The organism is Paraburkholderia atlantica, from assembly GCF_000092885.1.
GTDB classification, from domain to species: Bacteria; Pseudomonadota; Gammaproteobacteria; order Burkholderiales; family Burkholderiaceae; genus Paraburkholderia; species Paraburkholderia atlantica.
Window position 1 is genome coordinate 485,728 of record NC_014118.1, and the last position, 14,765, is coordinate 500,492.

Genomic DNA, 14,765 nt, shown 5'->3' on the forward strand with positions numbered 1-14,765 from the left:
AATTGGATGCTGTGCTCAGGAGCCTCGTCGCACGAGCCGGATAATAAACAGCAGAATGACCGCGCCGATCACCGCGGTGATGATGGAAGCGATCCAGCCGCTGCCGAGCGAGATATGCAGAACGCCGGCAAGCCAGCCGCCGATGAACGCCCCGATGATCCCGACGATGATGTCGACGATCAGACCGAAGCCGCCACCCTTGACCAATACGCCCGCGAGCCAGCCAGCAATCGCGCCGATGATGAGCCATGCAATGATGCCGTGTTCCATATTCGAGACTCCCTGGTTGAGTGTGAAAAAATCACGGTGACAGAGCTTAGTCGAAGGTTATGGGACGGTCCGCGTTCCGGACGCGGAATTAAAACTATCTGAATCTGCTGCAAGCTAAGTGTAGACGATGCGCGGGAACAAGGGAGACTTGTGCGTAGCGCTTCATTCGGGTGTCGGCTCTGCTTCTCGCGCGGTCCAACTGACGCTGGACACGCTCTTTTCCATGCTCAGGCGGCTCGCCATCTGTTCGAGCTTCGATTGATCCTTCGGATGCATCGTCAGCGTCGCCGTCACGCGAATGCGCGCTGGCTCGTTCTCGACATCCTCGCTCGTCAGGCTCTGGAACGATAGCGGCGCCGAGTACATCGAGTTGGAAATCGCGGTGCGAATGTGGATCTCGTCGGCTTCGCGGCAGACGATCGTTAGCACGTACTCGCGCACGAGGTCGGCGTTTGAAACCGGCGTCGAGTTGATCATCCGGCTCACTTCACGCAATACGGTGTTGGCCAGCAGCACCACCGCGGTGCCGGCGAGCGCCGGTCCGTAATGTCCCGCGCCGCTCAATACGCCGACGGCCGTCGAGCACCACAGCGTCGCCGCGGTGTTGATCCCTGGATCGAACCTTTGTCGCGCATGATGACGCCGCCGCCAAGAAAGCCGGCGCCGGACACCACATAGGCCGCAATCTGCGTAATGCCGCTGACGCCGTTGCCGGTCAGCACGCCGAGCGTGACGAACAGGCACGCGCCGCTCGCCACGAGCGTGATCGTGCGCAGGCCGGCCGTGCGCTGGCGCATCTGTCGTTCGAGGCCGATCGCGACGCCGCAAGCAAAAGCAGTCAGAAGCCGCAGGAAGAATTCGAGTGTCATCGTTGAGAAAGGTTGGCGTGCGCGCTGCTGCAGAGTGAAGCCTACGCGTGAGAACACGGCGTCGTCTACCTCGTGCACGGCAAGTGCATGCGGGCCGGACGAACTACGCGCACGCACACGTGCAGCGGCCGGAGCGTGCGGTATCGGCATGGCACCGAGCCACGCGGTGTTTCACCGACAGTACGCGAATGACAATGAAATGAGAGCGACGTGCGCCATCGAGCCCGAGGGCAGGACGGCGACAGAAAAGACTGAAGTGGAAATCCTGCGGTTCAGGCGAGCGGGCGAATCGATACTCGGCTGGTACAACTGCTACTGTCCAAGATCGTGATTCCGGTTAGAAGAATTGCGCGAATTTTAGTGGGCTGCGCAAAGATCAGTCAAGCCGAGAGCGGCACGGAGTGTGCATTTAGGTTTGCTATAGCCGTAGTGCAGAAAGGCCGTAATTGATTCATCCGGACTGCGAATGTTGAGTTCAATCGGGTGCCCCCGGTACGAGTCTCAAGCGCGTGATCTCCGAAGGTGCGCCCAGTCGTTTCGGCGGTCCCCAATAGCCCGTGCCCCGACTCGTATAAACCCATAGTCCGTCCAGACGCGCGAGGCCCGCCGTGAACGGCTGTTGCAGCCGCACAAAGAAATTCCACGGAAAGAACTGACCGCCGTGCGTATGACCCGACAACTGCAGCGTAAAGCCGGCCGCCGCGGCCGCTTCGGCCGAGCGAGGCTGATGTGCGAGCAGTACCCTGATCAGCACGTCGCCCGGCGCGCCGGCGAGCGCCGCGACCGGGTCGCTACGGTGGGCGGGGTCGTGATGACCCGCCGAGTAATCGGTGACGCCGGCGATCACGGCGCGCGCGCCGTCATGATCGACGATCACGTGCTCGTTCAGCAGCACCCGCAAGCCGAGCCGTCGGAATTCGGCGATCCACGAATTCGCGCCGGAGTAGTACTCGTGATTGCCGGTCACGAGAAACGCACCGTGCCGCGCTGCGAGCCGCGACAGCGGCTGCGTATGCCGGCTCAACTGCGGCACGCTGCCGTCGACGACGTCGCCCGTCACCGCGATCAGGTCCGGCTCGAGCCGGTTCACCGCGTCGACGATCGCGTCGACATAGCGGCCCTTGATCGTTGGGCCGACGTGGATGTCGCTGATCTGCACGATCGTGAAGCCGTCGAGCTCGGCAGGCAGATCGTCGATCGGCACTTCGATCGTGACGACGCGCGCGCGACGGCGCGCGTTGACCAGGCCGATCAGCGTCGATAGCAGCGCGAGCAGCGGCACTGCCGCCGCCGAGCCGGTGCGCCAATGCGCGATCGTGAGCGTGTTCGGCCAGAGCGCGTCGATCGTCAGCAGCGATGCCAGCATCAGGTCACGCGCGAACGTCAGTACCAGCAGCGACGAGAAGAAGCCCATCGCGAGCAGGCCAACCCACGCGAGCCGGTCGCCGAGCGGCTGGCGCTTGAAGCCGCGCGCCATCATGCCGACCGGGATCAGGTAAATCGACAGCACGAGCCACAGCACGCACAGCCCGCGGCCGGCCGAGTCGATCGGCATGTCGGGAATCAGGCGCAAACCAACGTAGATATGCAGCAGGATGCCAATCAGGATGATGCGGACAAGAAACGATGAACGTCGCATAAAGAGGATCAGGACGGGAAGGGGGCCAACGGGCCGGCATCACAGCGACAGCGCGGCGGCGACCCGTTGGCGGGCAGTGCTTGTGTTCGCGAAGGTTAGCGAACGCGGCGAATCATTCTACCGACATGTTAAGTCCCTTGCCGTGGCCGCAAAATTCATGCTCCCGCACTGCACGACACGCCCGCCGGAAGGCGCCGGGACGAGCCACGACAGGGCTTCGCCGGGGCAGGCGCGTTCCGTGCTCAGCACATGCTTACAAGGCCGAGCGCCACGCATTTCAATGCCTATGCAAACGAATTAAATGGGCTTTGAATTGTATTCATGCGTGGAGTATGCTTGAAACCAAACAGCTTGTTGCCGGGGCAGCGTAGGGCGCGTCGGCCATGACTGGTTCTGTCGCCGGAAAAGAGATCGGCGGGGGGAGGCACACCATGAAGCTGCTCAAACCGGGCCACCTGTGGCATCACGCGGACGACGTGCATCATGTCCATCATCCGCACCATGTCGGATACGAGGGCAGCCATGTGATGCTGCCGCTCGTCGGCATCTCGCTGATGGCGATTGCGCTTTACATCGGCGTGCGCGGCTTCGATTTTTCCGAGCTTGGCAAAAGCGCGTTGTTCGACGTCGTGATGGCGTGTGTCGCGCTCGGCATCGCGGGCCTGTTCGGCGCGGTCGGCGCGTGGTTACGCTCGAATGGCGACGAAGCGGAAGAGGGCTTCTGCTTCATCGGCGCGTTGATCGGCACGGTGGTGTTTTATATCGCGCTGCTAACCTGACGCGATTCGATTTAATGCGTGGCGCGACACCCGCCGCGCCATCCATCATCAACGCGCTGTCACACTATCCGCGCCGCTTCGTCGAACGAAAAACGCGGGCTGCGAGGAAACAGCTTCGACGGATCGCCATAGCCAAGATTGATCAGGAAGTTCGACTTCACCGTCGTACCCGCAAAGAACGCTTCGTCGACCTTGGCCTGATCGAAGCCCGACATCGGCCCCGTGTCGAGGCCGAGCGCACGTGCCGCGAGTATCAGATAGCCGCCTTGCAGCGTCGAATTGCGAAACGCCGTGTCCGCGATCAACCGCTCGTTGCCGACGAACCAGCTGCGCGCATCCGCATGCGGAAACAGCTTCGGCAGATGCTCGTAGAAGGCCATGTCCATGGCGACGATCACCGTGACCGGCGCGGCCATCGTTTTCTCGAGATTGCCAGCCGACAACGCCGGGCGCAGCTTCTCCTTGCCCTCCGGCGTCTTGACGAACACGAAGCGGCCCGGGCTCGAGTTGGCCGAGGTCGGGCCGAGCAGGACGAGCTCCATCAACTCGCGCAACACGGCGTCGTCGATGGGTTTGTTCTGCCAGCCGTTGTGCGTACGCGCGTCGCGAAAGAGCTGCGCGAGCGCCTGATCGGAAAGTGTCATGGAAGTGATCCGTGCGAAAGAACAGAGGGAGCGCGCAGAGCCGCGTCGAATGAAAGAGCAATGCGCGTGAATCAGCGCGTGAGCCGTCGTCGCCATAATAGCCAAGGTCTTTACTCGTTCGCTTGCATCCAGGCATTCCGATGAACACCGATCTTTTCAACGACCTGCCGACCCCCGACGTCGACTGGTATCCCGACTGGCTCGCAGCGGACGACGCCGAGCGCCTGCTCGTCCGCCTGATCGACGAAGTGCAATGGCGCCAGGACATGATGGGCACGCCTGGCGGCCGTGTTGCACTGCCGCGCCTGACCGCCTGGCAGGGCGAGCCGGATGCGGTGTATGTCTACTCGGGAATCCGCAACGTGCCGCAAGCGTGGACGCCCGCCGTCGCTGAACTGAAGGCCGCCGCGGAGGCGACCAGCGGCGCGCGTTTTAACAGCGTGCTGCTGAATCGCTACCGCAGTGGCGCCGATAGCATGGGCTGGCATGCGGACCGCGAGCCCGAACTCGGCAAGCAACCGGTGATCGCGTCGGTGAGTCTCGGCGTCGCGCGCAGGTTCGATCTGCAGCACAACCGCAGCGGCGTCGTGCAATCGTTCTCGCTGAAGGGCGGCAGCCTGCTCGTGATGAAGGGCGACACCCAGGCGCAGTGGCGTCATCGGGTGCCGAAGGAGCCGCGTGTGAGCGGCGAGCGCATCAATCTGACGTTTCGCTGGGTCACCCCGAGAGTCTCACCGACCTGAGTCAGCGGGCGGCAATGCTCTGATCGGCGCGCTATACCAAAATTGATATCGAGGGCGCGAATCATATGATTGGACGGTTAACGCGTCGCACAGTACGCTACATCACGATCCATGCGCCGTGAGGGGCCACGAGGGCCGGGCTGACCGCTGGGTCGTCTACACAACAACGATTGGAGACTGTCATGGCGAATTCACGACGTGCCGCGTGTCGCGCTCTGGGCGCGCTCGCGCTTTCCGCGAGTCTCGGAGTGCTAACGCTGGCCACGCCAGGCGCGCATGCCGAAGACAAGAAAATAACGCTCGGTTTTGCGCAGGTCGGGGCGGAAAGCGCATGGCGCACCGCGAATACCGAATCGGTGAAGTCCGCGGCGACGGAAGCCGGTATCAACCTCAAATTCTCCGACGGGCAGCAGAAGCAGGAAAACCAGATCAAGGCGATCCGCTCGTATATCGCTCAGAAGGTCGACGTAATCGCGTTCTCGCCGGTCGTCGAATCGGGTTGGGAACCGGTGCTGCTCGAAGCCAAGGCCGCGAAGATTCCGGTGATCCTGACCGACCGCAACATCGACGTGAAGGACCCGTCGCTGTACGTGACGATGATCGGCTCGGACTTCCTCGAAGAGGGACGACGCGGCGGCAAGTGGCTCGCGGAGAACTACAAGAACGATAAAGGCCCGATCAACATCGCCGAGCTGCAAGGCACGGTCGGCTCAGCACCGGCCAACGACCGCCACGCGGGTCTGGTCGAAGTGATCAAGAGCGATCCGAAGTTCAAGATCATCGCGTCGCAAAGCGGCGACTTCACGCTTGCCGGTGGCAAGCAGGTGATGGAAGCGTTCATCAAGACCTACGGCAACAAGATCAACGTTGTCTATGCTCATAACGACGACATGGCCCTCGGCGCGATCCAGGCGATGGAAGAAGCCGGCATGCATCCGGGCAAGGACGTCGTGGTGGTTTCGTTCGACGCAACCAAGGGCGGCTTCCAGGCGATGGCCGCCGGCAAGATCAACGTCGACGTCGAGTGCAGCCCGCTGCTCGGACCGCAGCTGATGACGGCGGTGAAAGACGTGGTGGCTGGCAAGCCGCTGCCGAAGCGCATCCTGACTCAGGAGACTGTCTTCCCGATGAGCGTCGCTGCGCAAACTTTGCCGTCGCGTAAGTACTGACGCGGCGCGCAACGTCGCCGCGGCATCGCTAGCGCGAGTGCCGCGGCGTGTGCGGTGTTCAGGCGCCTGGGCCAACGCGGTCCACGACGCGAAGGAGATGTGCAGTACGGACGCATCGAACAGGTTTCTCCAGTGGTGCCTGACCGCCCGGGCTGCTTCCTTCTGCAGCGGGCGGTCTCTTTTCAGGAGCATGCGTCCGCGCAAGCATGCCGCTGGGGGCCTGCGGAACCATGCATAGCCGATCGAGCGAGGTCCATGACCCAATCCGCTACCGAACCGACTCAGCCGGACCAGCCGCAGCGCGGCGGGTCGCCGGGTGCGCGAAGCCAACAGAATGACATGAGCGCGCGCGAACCGATTCTGGCGACTTCCGGCGTCAGCAAGACATTTCCGGGCGTGAAGGCGCTGCAACGCGTCGACTTCCGCCTGTTTCCCGGCGAGGTCCATACGCTGATGGGCCAGAACGGCGCCGGCAAATCCACGTTGATCAACGTGCTCACCGGCGTGCTCGCACCCGATGCCGGCACGATCCGCCTCGGCGGCGAGGTGGTCGCGTTCGCGTCGCCGCAGGAAGCCGAGGCGGCCGGCGTGCGCACGCTGTACCAGGAGGTGAACCTGTGTCCGAATCTGTCGGTCGCGGAGAACATGTTCGCGGGCCGGCAGCCGCGCCGCTTCGGCGCGATCGACTGGCCCGACATCAAGCGGCGCGCGCAGGAAGCGCTCGCACGCCTCGACGTGTCGCTCGACGTCACGCGCTCGCTCGACGCCTATCCGATCGCCGTGCAGCAGATGGTCGCGATCGCGCGAGCGTTGTCCGTCGATGCGCGCGTGCTGATTCTCGACGAGCCGACGTCGAGCCTTGACGACAGTGAAGTCGCGCAGCTTTTCAAAATCCTTCGCCATCTCAAGCGATCGGGCATCGCGATCCTGTTCGTCACGCATTTCATCGAGCAGACCTATGCGATCTCCGATCGCATCACGGTGATGCGCAACGGCGAGCGCGAAGGCGAATATCTGGCGCGTGATCTGTCCGCGGATCAGCTGGTCGCGAAGATGGTCGGCCACGAGCGGATGAGCGCGCGTCTGCGCGAGGCAGCCCACGAAGAGCAGGCCGCCGACGATCTGCAGGAAGTCGCGCACGATCACCCGGAGGAAGCAACGGCCACGCAGCCGTTCATCGAACTGCGCGGCGTCGGCCGTCGCGGCACGCTACAGCCGGTCGATCTCGAAGTGCACGCCGGCCAGATACTCGGCCTCGCGGGACTGCTCGGCTCGGGGCGCACCGAAACCGCGCGTCTGCTGTTCGGCGCGGATCGCGCGGACAGCGGCACGATCCTCGTCGAAGGGCGTCCCGTGCGGCTGCGCACGCCGCACGACGCGGTGCGCCACGGCATCGGCTATTGCGCGGAAGACCGCAAGAAGGAAGGCATCGTCGCCGAGCTGTCGATCCGCGAAAACATCATGCTCGCGCTGCAGGCGCGGCGCGGCTGGTGGCGCAAGATCAGCCGGCAACGCGCGCGCGAACTCGCCGACATGTGGATCGAGCGGCTCGGCATCAAGGCGTCCGACGCCGAGCAGCCGATCGCGCTGCTGTCCGGGGGCAATCAGCAGAAGGCTCTGCTCGCGCGCTGGCTGGCAACCGATCCCAAACTGCTGATCCTCGACGAGCCGACCCGCGGCATCGACGTCGCCGCGAAGTTCGACATCATGGACCGTCTGCTCGCGCTGTGCGCGAACGGCCTGTCCATCCTGTTCATCTCGTCGGAGATCAGCGAGGTGCTGCGCGTCAGCCATCGCGTCGCGGTGCTGCGCGATCGCCGCAAGATCGCCGAGGTGGCCGGTAAGGCATCGAACGAAGACAACATCTACCGACTCATCGCAGGGAGCGGCGAATGAAGCTATCGAACTGGTTCGTGCGCGACGGCGTCGAACGTCCGCTGGTGTGGCCATGCGTGACGCTGGTGTTGCTGTGCGGACTGAACCTGCTGGTCAATCCGCATTTTCTTGCGCTGCGCACACTCGACGGCCACCTGTTCGGCGCGCCGATCGACATCCTGAATCGCGCGGCACCGCTAGTGCTGGTCGCGATCGGCATGACGCTCGTGATCGCGACGCGCGGCATCGACATCTCGGTCGGCGCGGTGGTCGCGATCGCCGGCGCCGCTGCCGCAACGATACTCTCGACCCAGGCCGTGCCGAGCGGTGCGCTGATCGTGCAGGCGCTGCTGGCCGCGCTCGTGGTCGGCATCTTGAGCGGCATGTGGAACGGGGTGCTCGTCGCGTTCGTCGGCATGCAGCCGATCATCGCGACGCTGATCCTGATGGTAGCCGGCCGCGGCATCGCGCAACTGCTGACCGCCGGGCAGATCATCCCGATCGGCGCGCCCGGCTACCTGTTCGTCGGTGGCGGCTACTGGCTCGGCGTGCCGTGCTCGGTATGGATCGCGACCGTCGCCGTGCTGGCGACCGCCGCTTTGGTGGAGGGCACGGCGCTCGGTCTGTTCATTCGCGCGATCGGCGTGAACCCGGTTGCGACACGGCTCGTCGGCTTGCGCTCGAAGGCGATCGTGTTCGCGGTGTACAGCTTCTCGGGCTTGACCGCGGCGCTGGCCGGCATTCTGATCAGCTCGAACGTGCGTAGCGCGGACGGCAACAACGCGGGCCTGCTGCTCGAACTCGACGCGATTCTCGCCGTGACGCTCGGCGGCACGTCGCTGCTCGGCGGCCGCTTCAGCTTCGCGGGCACGGTGCTCGGCGCGCTGATCATCCAGACGCTCACCTACACGACCTACTCGATCGGCGTGCCGCCGGAAGCGACGCTCGTCGTCAAGGCGGCCGTCGTGCTCGCGGTCAGCGTGATCCAGTCGCCGGTGGCGCGCGCGCTCGCGGTGTCGTTCGGCGCGTCGCTGGTCAAATCGCGCGGGGTGGCACGATGACGCGCTTTCTCGAAGCACTCGCCCGCGTGGTCGATCCGCGCACGCTGCCGATCGCGGTGACGGTCCTGCTGTTCTGCGCGCTATTCGGCTTTGGATCGGTGATGTACACCGGTTTCTTCTCGTGGCAGGTGCTGCTCGATCTGCTCGTCGACAACGCGTTCCTGCTGATCGTCGCGATCGGCATGACGTTCGTGATCGTGTCGGGCGGCATCGATCTGTCGGTGGGCTCGATCGTCGCGCTGACGACGATCGTCGAAGCCGTGCTGTCCGAGCACATGCATGTGTCGGTGTGGCTGATCATTCCGATCGTGCTGTTGATGGGCACGGTGTTCGGCGCGGTGCAGGGCGCGCTGATTCACTACTTCCGCCTGCAGGCGTTCATCGTGACGCTGGCGGGGATGTTCTTCGCGCGTGGCCTGTGCTTTCTGATCACGACGCAGTCGATCACGATCACCGATCCGACGTTCAAGGCGATCTCCGCGTTTCGCCTCAGTGTCGGCGTCGGTTCGGTATCGGCGAACGTGCTGATCGCTCTCGTGACGCTCGCGGCCGCGATCTACGTCGCCCATTTCACGCGCTTCGGACGCAACGTGTATGCGGTCGGCGGCAATCCGCGCTCGGCGCTGCTGATGGGGCTGCCGGTCGCCCGTACACGCGTCGGCGTGTATGCGCTGAGCGGCTTCTGTTCGGCGCTCGGCGGCGCGGTGTTCACGTTCTACGTGCTGTCGGGCTATGGGCTGCAAGGGCAGGGCATGGAACTCGATGCGATCGCGGCGACGGTGATCGGCGGCACGCTGCTGACCGGCGGCGTCGGTTATGTGGTCGGCTCGCTGTTCGGCGTCGGCATTCTCGGCACGATCCAGACGCTGATTACGTTCGACGGCACGCTCAGTTCGTGGTGGACGCGTATCGTGATCGGCGCGCTGCTGTGCGCGTTCTGCTTGCTGCAACGGTTGATCGAGCGGCACGCGAAGTCCGTGCGTCGGCCCGGCGGCACCAATGCGGTCACGACGACGGGGCATGGGCACGGGCATGACGAGCCGTCGACGGCGGCGTCGTCGGATTCGCAGGTGTTGGGCAGGGCGCCGGGCTAGGGCGCGTCCTTCCAGCGCTTCAAACGGCGGCGCCCCGTTGTTCGGGGCGCCGCTTTCCCATCAGTCGACGCGCGATCCGCGCGATCCAGGCGCTGCCGGGGTTATGCGCATCAGGGAAGCGAGTCGATCGGCGCGACCCCTGAATAGACGGCGCGCTTGGCGACATTTGCGAAATTGCGCGTTGCCAGCACGTGCATGCAGCGTTTGAGCGCTGCGATCGAAAGCGCACTGAGCATCAGACCCGCAAACACATCGGCGAGATAGTGACCGACTTGCGTCGCGTCGACAGGATCATCGTCAGCTTGAGCGGAACCGCAAACAGCAATAGCCGTGGCATGCGACGCAGCGCATAGATAAAGACAATACGAGCGTCGTGCGAAATGACGTCATCGACACCATGCCTTGCGCCGGCACCAGTGGATAAAACTCCGAGACGGTAGCCGACGTGTCGGGCCCGCAACGCCGAAGTGCAGAAATGCGCTCGAGGCGGGAAGCGGCGTCGCAACCAGAACCAGCAGAATGCCCGACAGCATGAAGAGCCGCACGAACCCCGACAGTTCGTCGCGGCGGCCGCTCATCCATTTTTCGTTGGTCCGGTCCGCTAAAGGACAAGCACAGGTAATGCCTATCGTCCGGCGACCTTGTCGCGACGGGGCCGACGGGACCGGCAGGCTGTGATCGACCGGCTCGGATGTTCGGAATGTTGCAGCATCAAGACGCATGTTTTCCGTCGCGACGCGGTTGCGCAGCGACGTTGCCGATGAGCACGTTTCCGTTTGTGTGACCTATTATCAGAAAGAGTTGTGACCAGTACGACCGCGGTTGCAATGCAACTGATTGCAGATGTCGTGGGGAACAAGCGATGGTTCGCATGGAAATACTCAACGCGCTGCGGGCATACACCGATCCGTTCCGCGTCACCAGCGGCAAAGATTTCTTCCTGAAGAATTTCGATCCCGGCGAGACGCTGGGACTCAAAATGCATAAGGAAGAGGCGCAGCAACTGCTTCAGCGCGGTTCGAAATGGCTCGCGATGGAGCAGGAGATCCTCTACGCGCAGGATTCCTGGGCCGTGCTGCTGGTGTTCCAGGCCATGGACGCCGCGGGAAAGGATGGGACGATCAAGCACGTGATGTCGCGCGTCAATCCGCAGGGCTGCGATGTCATCTCGTTCAAGCAGCCGTCGGATGAGGAACTCTCGCACGATTTCCTTTGGCGCTATTCCAGGAAAGTGCCCGAGCGCGGGCACATCGGTATTTTCAACCGCTCGTACTATGAAGAGGCGCTGGTGGTGCGCGTGCATCGGCATCTGCTCCATGCCCAGAAGATTCCGCCGGTACGGGTCGGCAACAACATATGGGACGAACGGCTCGCCGACATCGCGCGCTTCGAAGATTATCTGACGCGGCAGGGCGTGGTCATAGTCAAGTTCTATCTGAACCTGTCGTACGGGGAGCAGAAGAAACGATTCATGGAACGCCTCGACAATCCCGACAAGAACTGGAAGTTTTCGGCATCCGACGTTCGCGAGCGTCGCTACTGGAAAGACTATATGCACGCCTATGAAGAGGCCATCCGCGCGACGGCCTCCGAAGCGGCTCCGTGGTACGTCGTGCCCGCGGACAACAAGCCTTTCACGCGCCTCATCGTCGCGGCGGCGATCGTCGAGGCCGTCGAGAAGCTCGACCTCGAATATCCGAAAGCGACGCGAGAGCAGATGAAGGATCTCACCGCCGCGAGGAAAGAACTCGACGCTGAAGCGGTGGACGAGACGAGACCCGATCAACCCGGGGACGATTCCGATCATTGAGAGCGGCCCCCTGACCCGAAATCACTGGAACCGGGAGACACGAGGATGAGCTCAGTTGAGAGTGCGACGCCGTGGCATGCGATGCCGGCCGGTGATATCGAACGGCAGTTCAACGTCGATCCCGCGCAGGGTCTCGATGCCGCGGAAGCGACCGGGCGGCTGGCCACCTATGGGCCGAACCGCCTGCCGCAGGGCAAGAAGAGAGGGCCGGTCGCACGCTTCCTGATGCAGTTCCACAACATTCTGATCTACGTGCTGCTGGTGGCCGGTTTCATCAAGTTCATGATGGGCCTTTGGCTCGATGGCACGGTCATTCTGGCCGTCGTGATCCTCAACTCGCTGCTCGGCTTCATTCAGGAAGGACGCGCCGAAAAGGCGCTCGATTCGATTCGCAACATGCTGTCTGCCGAGGCGCGCGTCATGCGTGGCGGAACGGTTCGCTTGATCCCCGCCGATGAACTCGTTCCTGGCGACATCGTGCTACTCGAATCGGGCGACAAAATCCCGGCGGACATGCGTCTCGTCGACGCAAGGAATCTGCACACGGAAGAAGCGGCTCTGACGGGCGAATCACTTCCGGCCGAGAAGGGCACCGCGCCGGTGCCCGCCAAAGCCACGGTCGGCGACCGCGAGAACATGGCGTTCTGCGGCACGATGGTATTGTCGGGCCGGGCCACCGGCGTAGTGGTGACGACCGGCAGCCAGACGGAGCTCGGCCGGATCAACCAGATGCTCGCCGAGGTCAGCGCGCTCGAAACGCCGCTGCTGCGCCAGATCAAGAAATTCGGCTACGTGATCACGGCAGTGATCGGCATTATCAGCGTGCTGCTCTTCTCCTATGGGCACTGGCTCGGACACATGACGTTCGTCGAGCTGTTCCAGGCCATCGTGGGGATTGCCGTGTCGGTGATCCCGGAAGGCCTGCCGGCGCTGATCACCATCACGCTCGCCATCGGCGTGCAGCGCATGGCCCAGCGCAACGCCATTATTCGCCGTCTACCGGCGGTCGAGACGCTGGGCGCCGTCTCGCGCATCTGCTCGGATAAAACGGGCACGCTGACCCTGATGGAGATGATGGTCACCTCCGCCGTGACGGCGGAAGCGGGCTATTCCGTTACGGGCGACGGCTATGCCAGCGAAGGACAGGTCAGCGCCGATGGCAAGCCGCTCGTCGCTGCGCCGGACGTGCTGAAGCTGATGGGCCGCGTGTCGTTGTTGTGCAACGACGCGGAGCTCTTCGAAGAAGAAGGAAAGTGGAAGGTGGAGGGTGACCCGACCGAGGGCGCGCTCTACCCGTTCGCTTCCAAGCTGGGCATGGACCGTGCCGCCGAGACGGCCGCCGCGCCGAGGGTCAACGTGATCCCCTTCGAGTCCGAGCACAAGTTCATGGCGACGCTAAACCGCTCGGCGGACGGCGAAATGCTGCTAGTCAAAGGCGCGCCAGAGGTGATCATCGATCATTGTGACCGGCAGCAGACGGCGCAAGGCCCGGTGCCGCTCGATCGCGAGCATTTCGCAAGGGAGGGCGACCGGCTCGCCGCGCAAGGTGAGCGCGTGCTCGGGCTCGCGTGGCTGCCGGACCCGGGCCTGCGTACCGGGACTCTCGGGCCGCAGGACCTGCCGCGTACCCTCGTATTGCTCGGCCTCGTTGGTCTGATGGACCCGCCGCGCAAGGAGGCGATCGAGGCCGTGCGCGAATGCCATGGCGGGGGCATCCGCGTGACGATGATCACGGGCGACCACAAGATCACCGCGGCGGCAATCGCAAGAATGCTGGGTATCGGCGACGGCAAGACGGCCGTGTCCGGCGCCGAGATCGAGGCGATGAACGATGCGGCTTTGCAGGAATGCGTGCGCAGCGTCGACGTGTTCGCGCGCGCGAGTCCCGAGCACAAGCTGCGGCTCGTCAAGGCGATTCAGGCGAATCGGCAGATCGTCGCGATGACGGGCGACGGCGTCAACGATGCGCCCGCGCTGAAGAAGGCCGACATCGGCGTCGCGATGGGGATCAAGGGCACCGAGGTGACGAAGGAGGCGGCGGGGATGATCCTCGCCGACGACAATTTCGCATCGATCTCCGCGGCGGTGAAGGAAGGGCGCACGGTCTACAACAACATCGAGAAGGCGATGCTGTTCATGCTGCCGACCAATATCGCTCAAGGCGCGGTGATCGCGGTGGCGATCCTGTTCGCCTTCACGCTGCCGATCACGGCGCCGCAGATCCTGTGGGTCAATATGGTGACTTCGGTCGCGCTCGGCCTGACCATTTCGTTCGAGCCGCACGAGGCGGACGTGATGCGCCGCTCGCCACGCGCAATCGACCGGCCGATCGTCACGCGCTTCGGCATCTGGCGCATCCTGTTCGTCGGCGCGGCGCTCGTGCTCTATACGCTATCGACCTTCTTCTGGATGAAGTCGCACGGGGCGTCGGATGATCTGGCGCGCACGGCCGCGGTCAACGCCATTACGCTGGGCCAGGTGTTCTATCTGCTCAACATCCGCTATCTGCTCGATTCGTCACTGACCGTGCGTGCCCATATGGGCAATCGCCATCTGTGGTACGGGATAGCCGGGGTCGTGGTGTTGCAGCTTCTGTTCACCTATACGTTCCCATTCCAGGCCGTTTTCCACACCGAGGCGCTGCCCTTGTCGGCGTGGGGGTGGCTCTTTGCTGGTGGCGTCGTGTTCTTCCTCGTGGTGGAGCTCGAGAAGCTCGTCTTCCGACTCACCCCCGCATTGAGAGGATTCGTGACTTCGCAACAGCAGGGCGGCGCGGCCTTGCGCAATGATCCGGCGGGGTAGGCCGCCTTGG

General features: G+C 63.7%; 11 protein-coding genes and 1 pseudogene. 8 read left to right on the forward strand and 4 right to left on the reverse strand.

Annotated features, from left to right (window positions below; genetic code table 11):
* Positions 1-15: 15 nt before the first annotated feature.
* The 3 genes and pseudogenes from BC1002_RS18225 to BC1002_RS18235 all read right to left on the reverse strand — a co-directional run bounded on the left by BC1002_RS18225 (position 16) and on the right by BC1002_RS18235 (position 2,778).
* A complete protein-coding gene (locus BC1002_RS18225; protein ID WP_013091463.1) occupies positions 16-270 on the reverse strand; it encodes a GlsB/YeaQ/YmgE family stress response membrane protein in 255 nt (84 codons plus the stop codon).
* Positions 271-432: 162 nt separating this feature from the next.
* Positions 433-1,139, reverse strand: a pseudogene (locus BC1002_RS18230) (MgtC/SapB family protein).
* A gap of 475 nt (positions 1,140-1,614) precedes the next feature.
* Positions 1,615-2,778 carry a metallophosphoesterase gene (locus BC1002_RS18235; protein ID WP_013091464.1) on the reverse strand — a complete coding sequence of 388 codons (1,164 nt, stop codon included), beginning with the start codon at positions 2,776-2,778 and terminating at the stop codon, positions 1,615-1,617.
* A 431-nt stretch (positions 2,779-3,209) separates the two neighbouring features.
* On the opposite strand from BC1002_RS18235, the gene BC1002_RS18240 reads away from it, so the two are divergent.
* The gene (locus tag BC1002_RS18240) at positions 3,210-3,557 is read left to right on the forward strand and encodes a hypothetical protein (protein ID WP_013091465.1); all 348 of its coding nucleotides are present in this window, start codon (positions 3,210-3,212) and stop codon (positions 3,555-3,557) included.
* 59 nt (positions 3,558-3,616) lie between these two features.
* Here BC1002_RS18240 and BC1002_RS18245 read toward each other — a convergent pair whose 3' ends face one another.
* Positions 3,617-4,201 (reverse strand): malonic semialdehyde reductase, encoded by a 585-nt coding sequence (locus BC1002_RS18245; protein ID WP_013091466.1) that lies wholly within the window; start codon positions 4,199-4,201, stop codon positions 3,617-3,619.
* 140 nt (positions 4,202-4,341) lie between these two features.
* On the opposite strand from BC1002_RS18245, the gene BC1002_RS18250 reads away from it, so the two are divergent.
* The 7 genes from BC1002_RS18250 to BC1002_RS18280 all read left to right on the forward strand — a co-directional run bounded on the left by BC1002_RS18250 (position 4,342) and on the right by BC1002_RS18280 (position 14,755).
* Positions 4,342-4,944 carry an alpha-ketoglutarate-dependent dioxygenase AlkB family protein gene (locus tag BC1002_RS18250; protein ID WP_013091467.1) on the forward strand — a complete coding sequence of 201 codons (603 nt, stop codon included), beginning with the start codon at positions 4,342-4,344 and terminating at the stop codon, positions 4,942-4,944.
* Positions 4,945-5,126: 182 nt separating this feature from the next.
* The gene (locus BC1002_RS18255) at positions 5,127-6,113 is read left to right on the forward strand and encodes an ABC transporter substrate-binding protein (protein WP_013091468.1); all 987 of its coding nucleotides are present in this window, start codon (positions 5,127-5,129) and stop codon (positions 6,111-6,113) included.
* Positions 6,114-6,368: 255 nt separating this feature from the next.
* On the forward strand, positions 6,369-8,009 hold the full coding sequence (locus BC1002_RS18260; protein ID WP_013091469.1) for a sugar ABC transporter ATP-binding protein: 1,641 nt from the start codon (positions 6,369-6,371) through the stop codon (positions 8,007-8,009).
* Positions 8,006-9,049, forward strand: coding sequence for an ABC transporter permease (locus BC1002_RS18265; RefSeq protein WP_013091470.1), 1,044 nt, complete (start codon positions 8,006-8,008; stop codon positions 9,047-9,049). Before BC1002_RS18260 ends, BC1002_RS18265 begins: the two co-directional genes overlap by 4 nt.
* Complete coding sequence (yjfF, locus tag BC1002_RS18270) at positions 9,046-10,143, forward strand: galactofuranose ABC transporter, permease protein YjfF (protein WP_013091471.1); 1,098 nt, start codon at positions 9,046-9,048, stop codon at positions 10,141-10,143. Before BC1002_RS18265 ends, yjfF begins: the two co-directional genes overlap by 4 nt.
* 862 nt (positions 10,144-11,005) lie before the next feature.
* Positions 11,006-11,953, forward strand: a complete 948-nt coding sequence (locus tag BC1002_RS18275) for a polyphosphate kinase 2 family protein (RefSeq protein ID WP_013091472.1) — start codon at positions 11,006-11,008, stop codon at positions 11,951-11,953.
* Positions 11,954-11,998: 45 nt separating this feature from the next.
* The gene (locus BC1002_RS18280) at positions 11,999-14,755 is read left to right on the forward strand and encodes an HAD-IC family P-type ATPase (protein WP_013091473.1); all 2,757 of its coding nucleotides are present in this window, start codon (positions 11,999-12,001) and stop codon (positions 14,753-14,755) included.
* Positions 14,756-14,765 lie beyond the last annotated feature (10 nt).

Excerpts from the sequence above, each read along its gene's own strand:
- BC1002_RS18225 (WP_013091463.1), bottom strand. The coding sequence starts at position 270 with ATGGAACACGGCATCATTGCATGGCTCATCATCGGCGCGATTGCTGGC.
- BC1002_RS18235 (WP_013091464.1), bottom strand. The coding sequence starts at position 2,778 with ATGCGACGTTCATCGTTTCTTGTCCGCATCATCCTGATTGGCATCCTG.
- BC1002_RS18240 (WP_013091465.1), top strand. The coding sequence starts at position 3,210 with ATGAAGCTGCTCAAACCGGGCCACCTGTGGCATCACGCGGACGACGTG.
- BC1002_RS18245 (WP_013091466.1), bottom strand. The coding sequence starts at position 4,201 with ATGACACTTTCCGATCAGGCGCTCGCGCAGCTCTTTCGCGACGCGCGT.
- BC1002_RS18250 (WP_013091467.1), top strand. The coding sequence starts at position 4,342 with ATGAACACCGATCTTTTCAACGACCTGCCGACCCCCGACGTCGACTGG.
- BC1002_RS18255 (WP_013091468.1), top strand. The coding sequence starts at position 5,127 with ATGGCGAATTCACGACGTGCCGCGTGTCGCGCTCTGGGCGCGCTCGCG.
- BC1002_RS18260 (WP_013091469.1), top strand. The coding sequence starts at position 6,369 with ATGACCCAATCCGCTACCGAACCGACTCAGCCGGACCAGCCGCAGCGC.
- BC1002_RS18265 (WP_013091470.1), top strand. The coding sequence starts at position 8,006 with ATGAAGCTATCGAACTGGTTCGTGCGCGACGGCGTCGAACGTCCGCTG.
- yjfF (WP_013091471.1), top strand. The coding sequence starts at position 9,046 with ATGACGCGCTTTCTCGAAGCACTCGCCCGCGTGGTCGATCCGCGCACG.
- BC1002_RS18275 (WP_013091472.1), top strand. The coding sequence starts at position 11,006 with ATGGTTCGCATGGAAATACTCAACGCGCTGCGGGCATACACCGATCCG.
- BC1002_RS18280 (WP_013091473.1), top strand. The coding sequence starts at position 11,999 with ATGAGCTCAGTTGAGAGTGCGACGCCGTGGCATGCGATGCCGGCCGGT.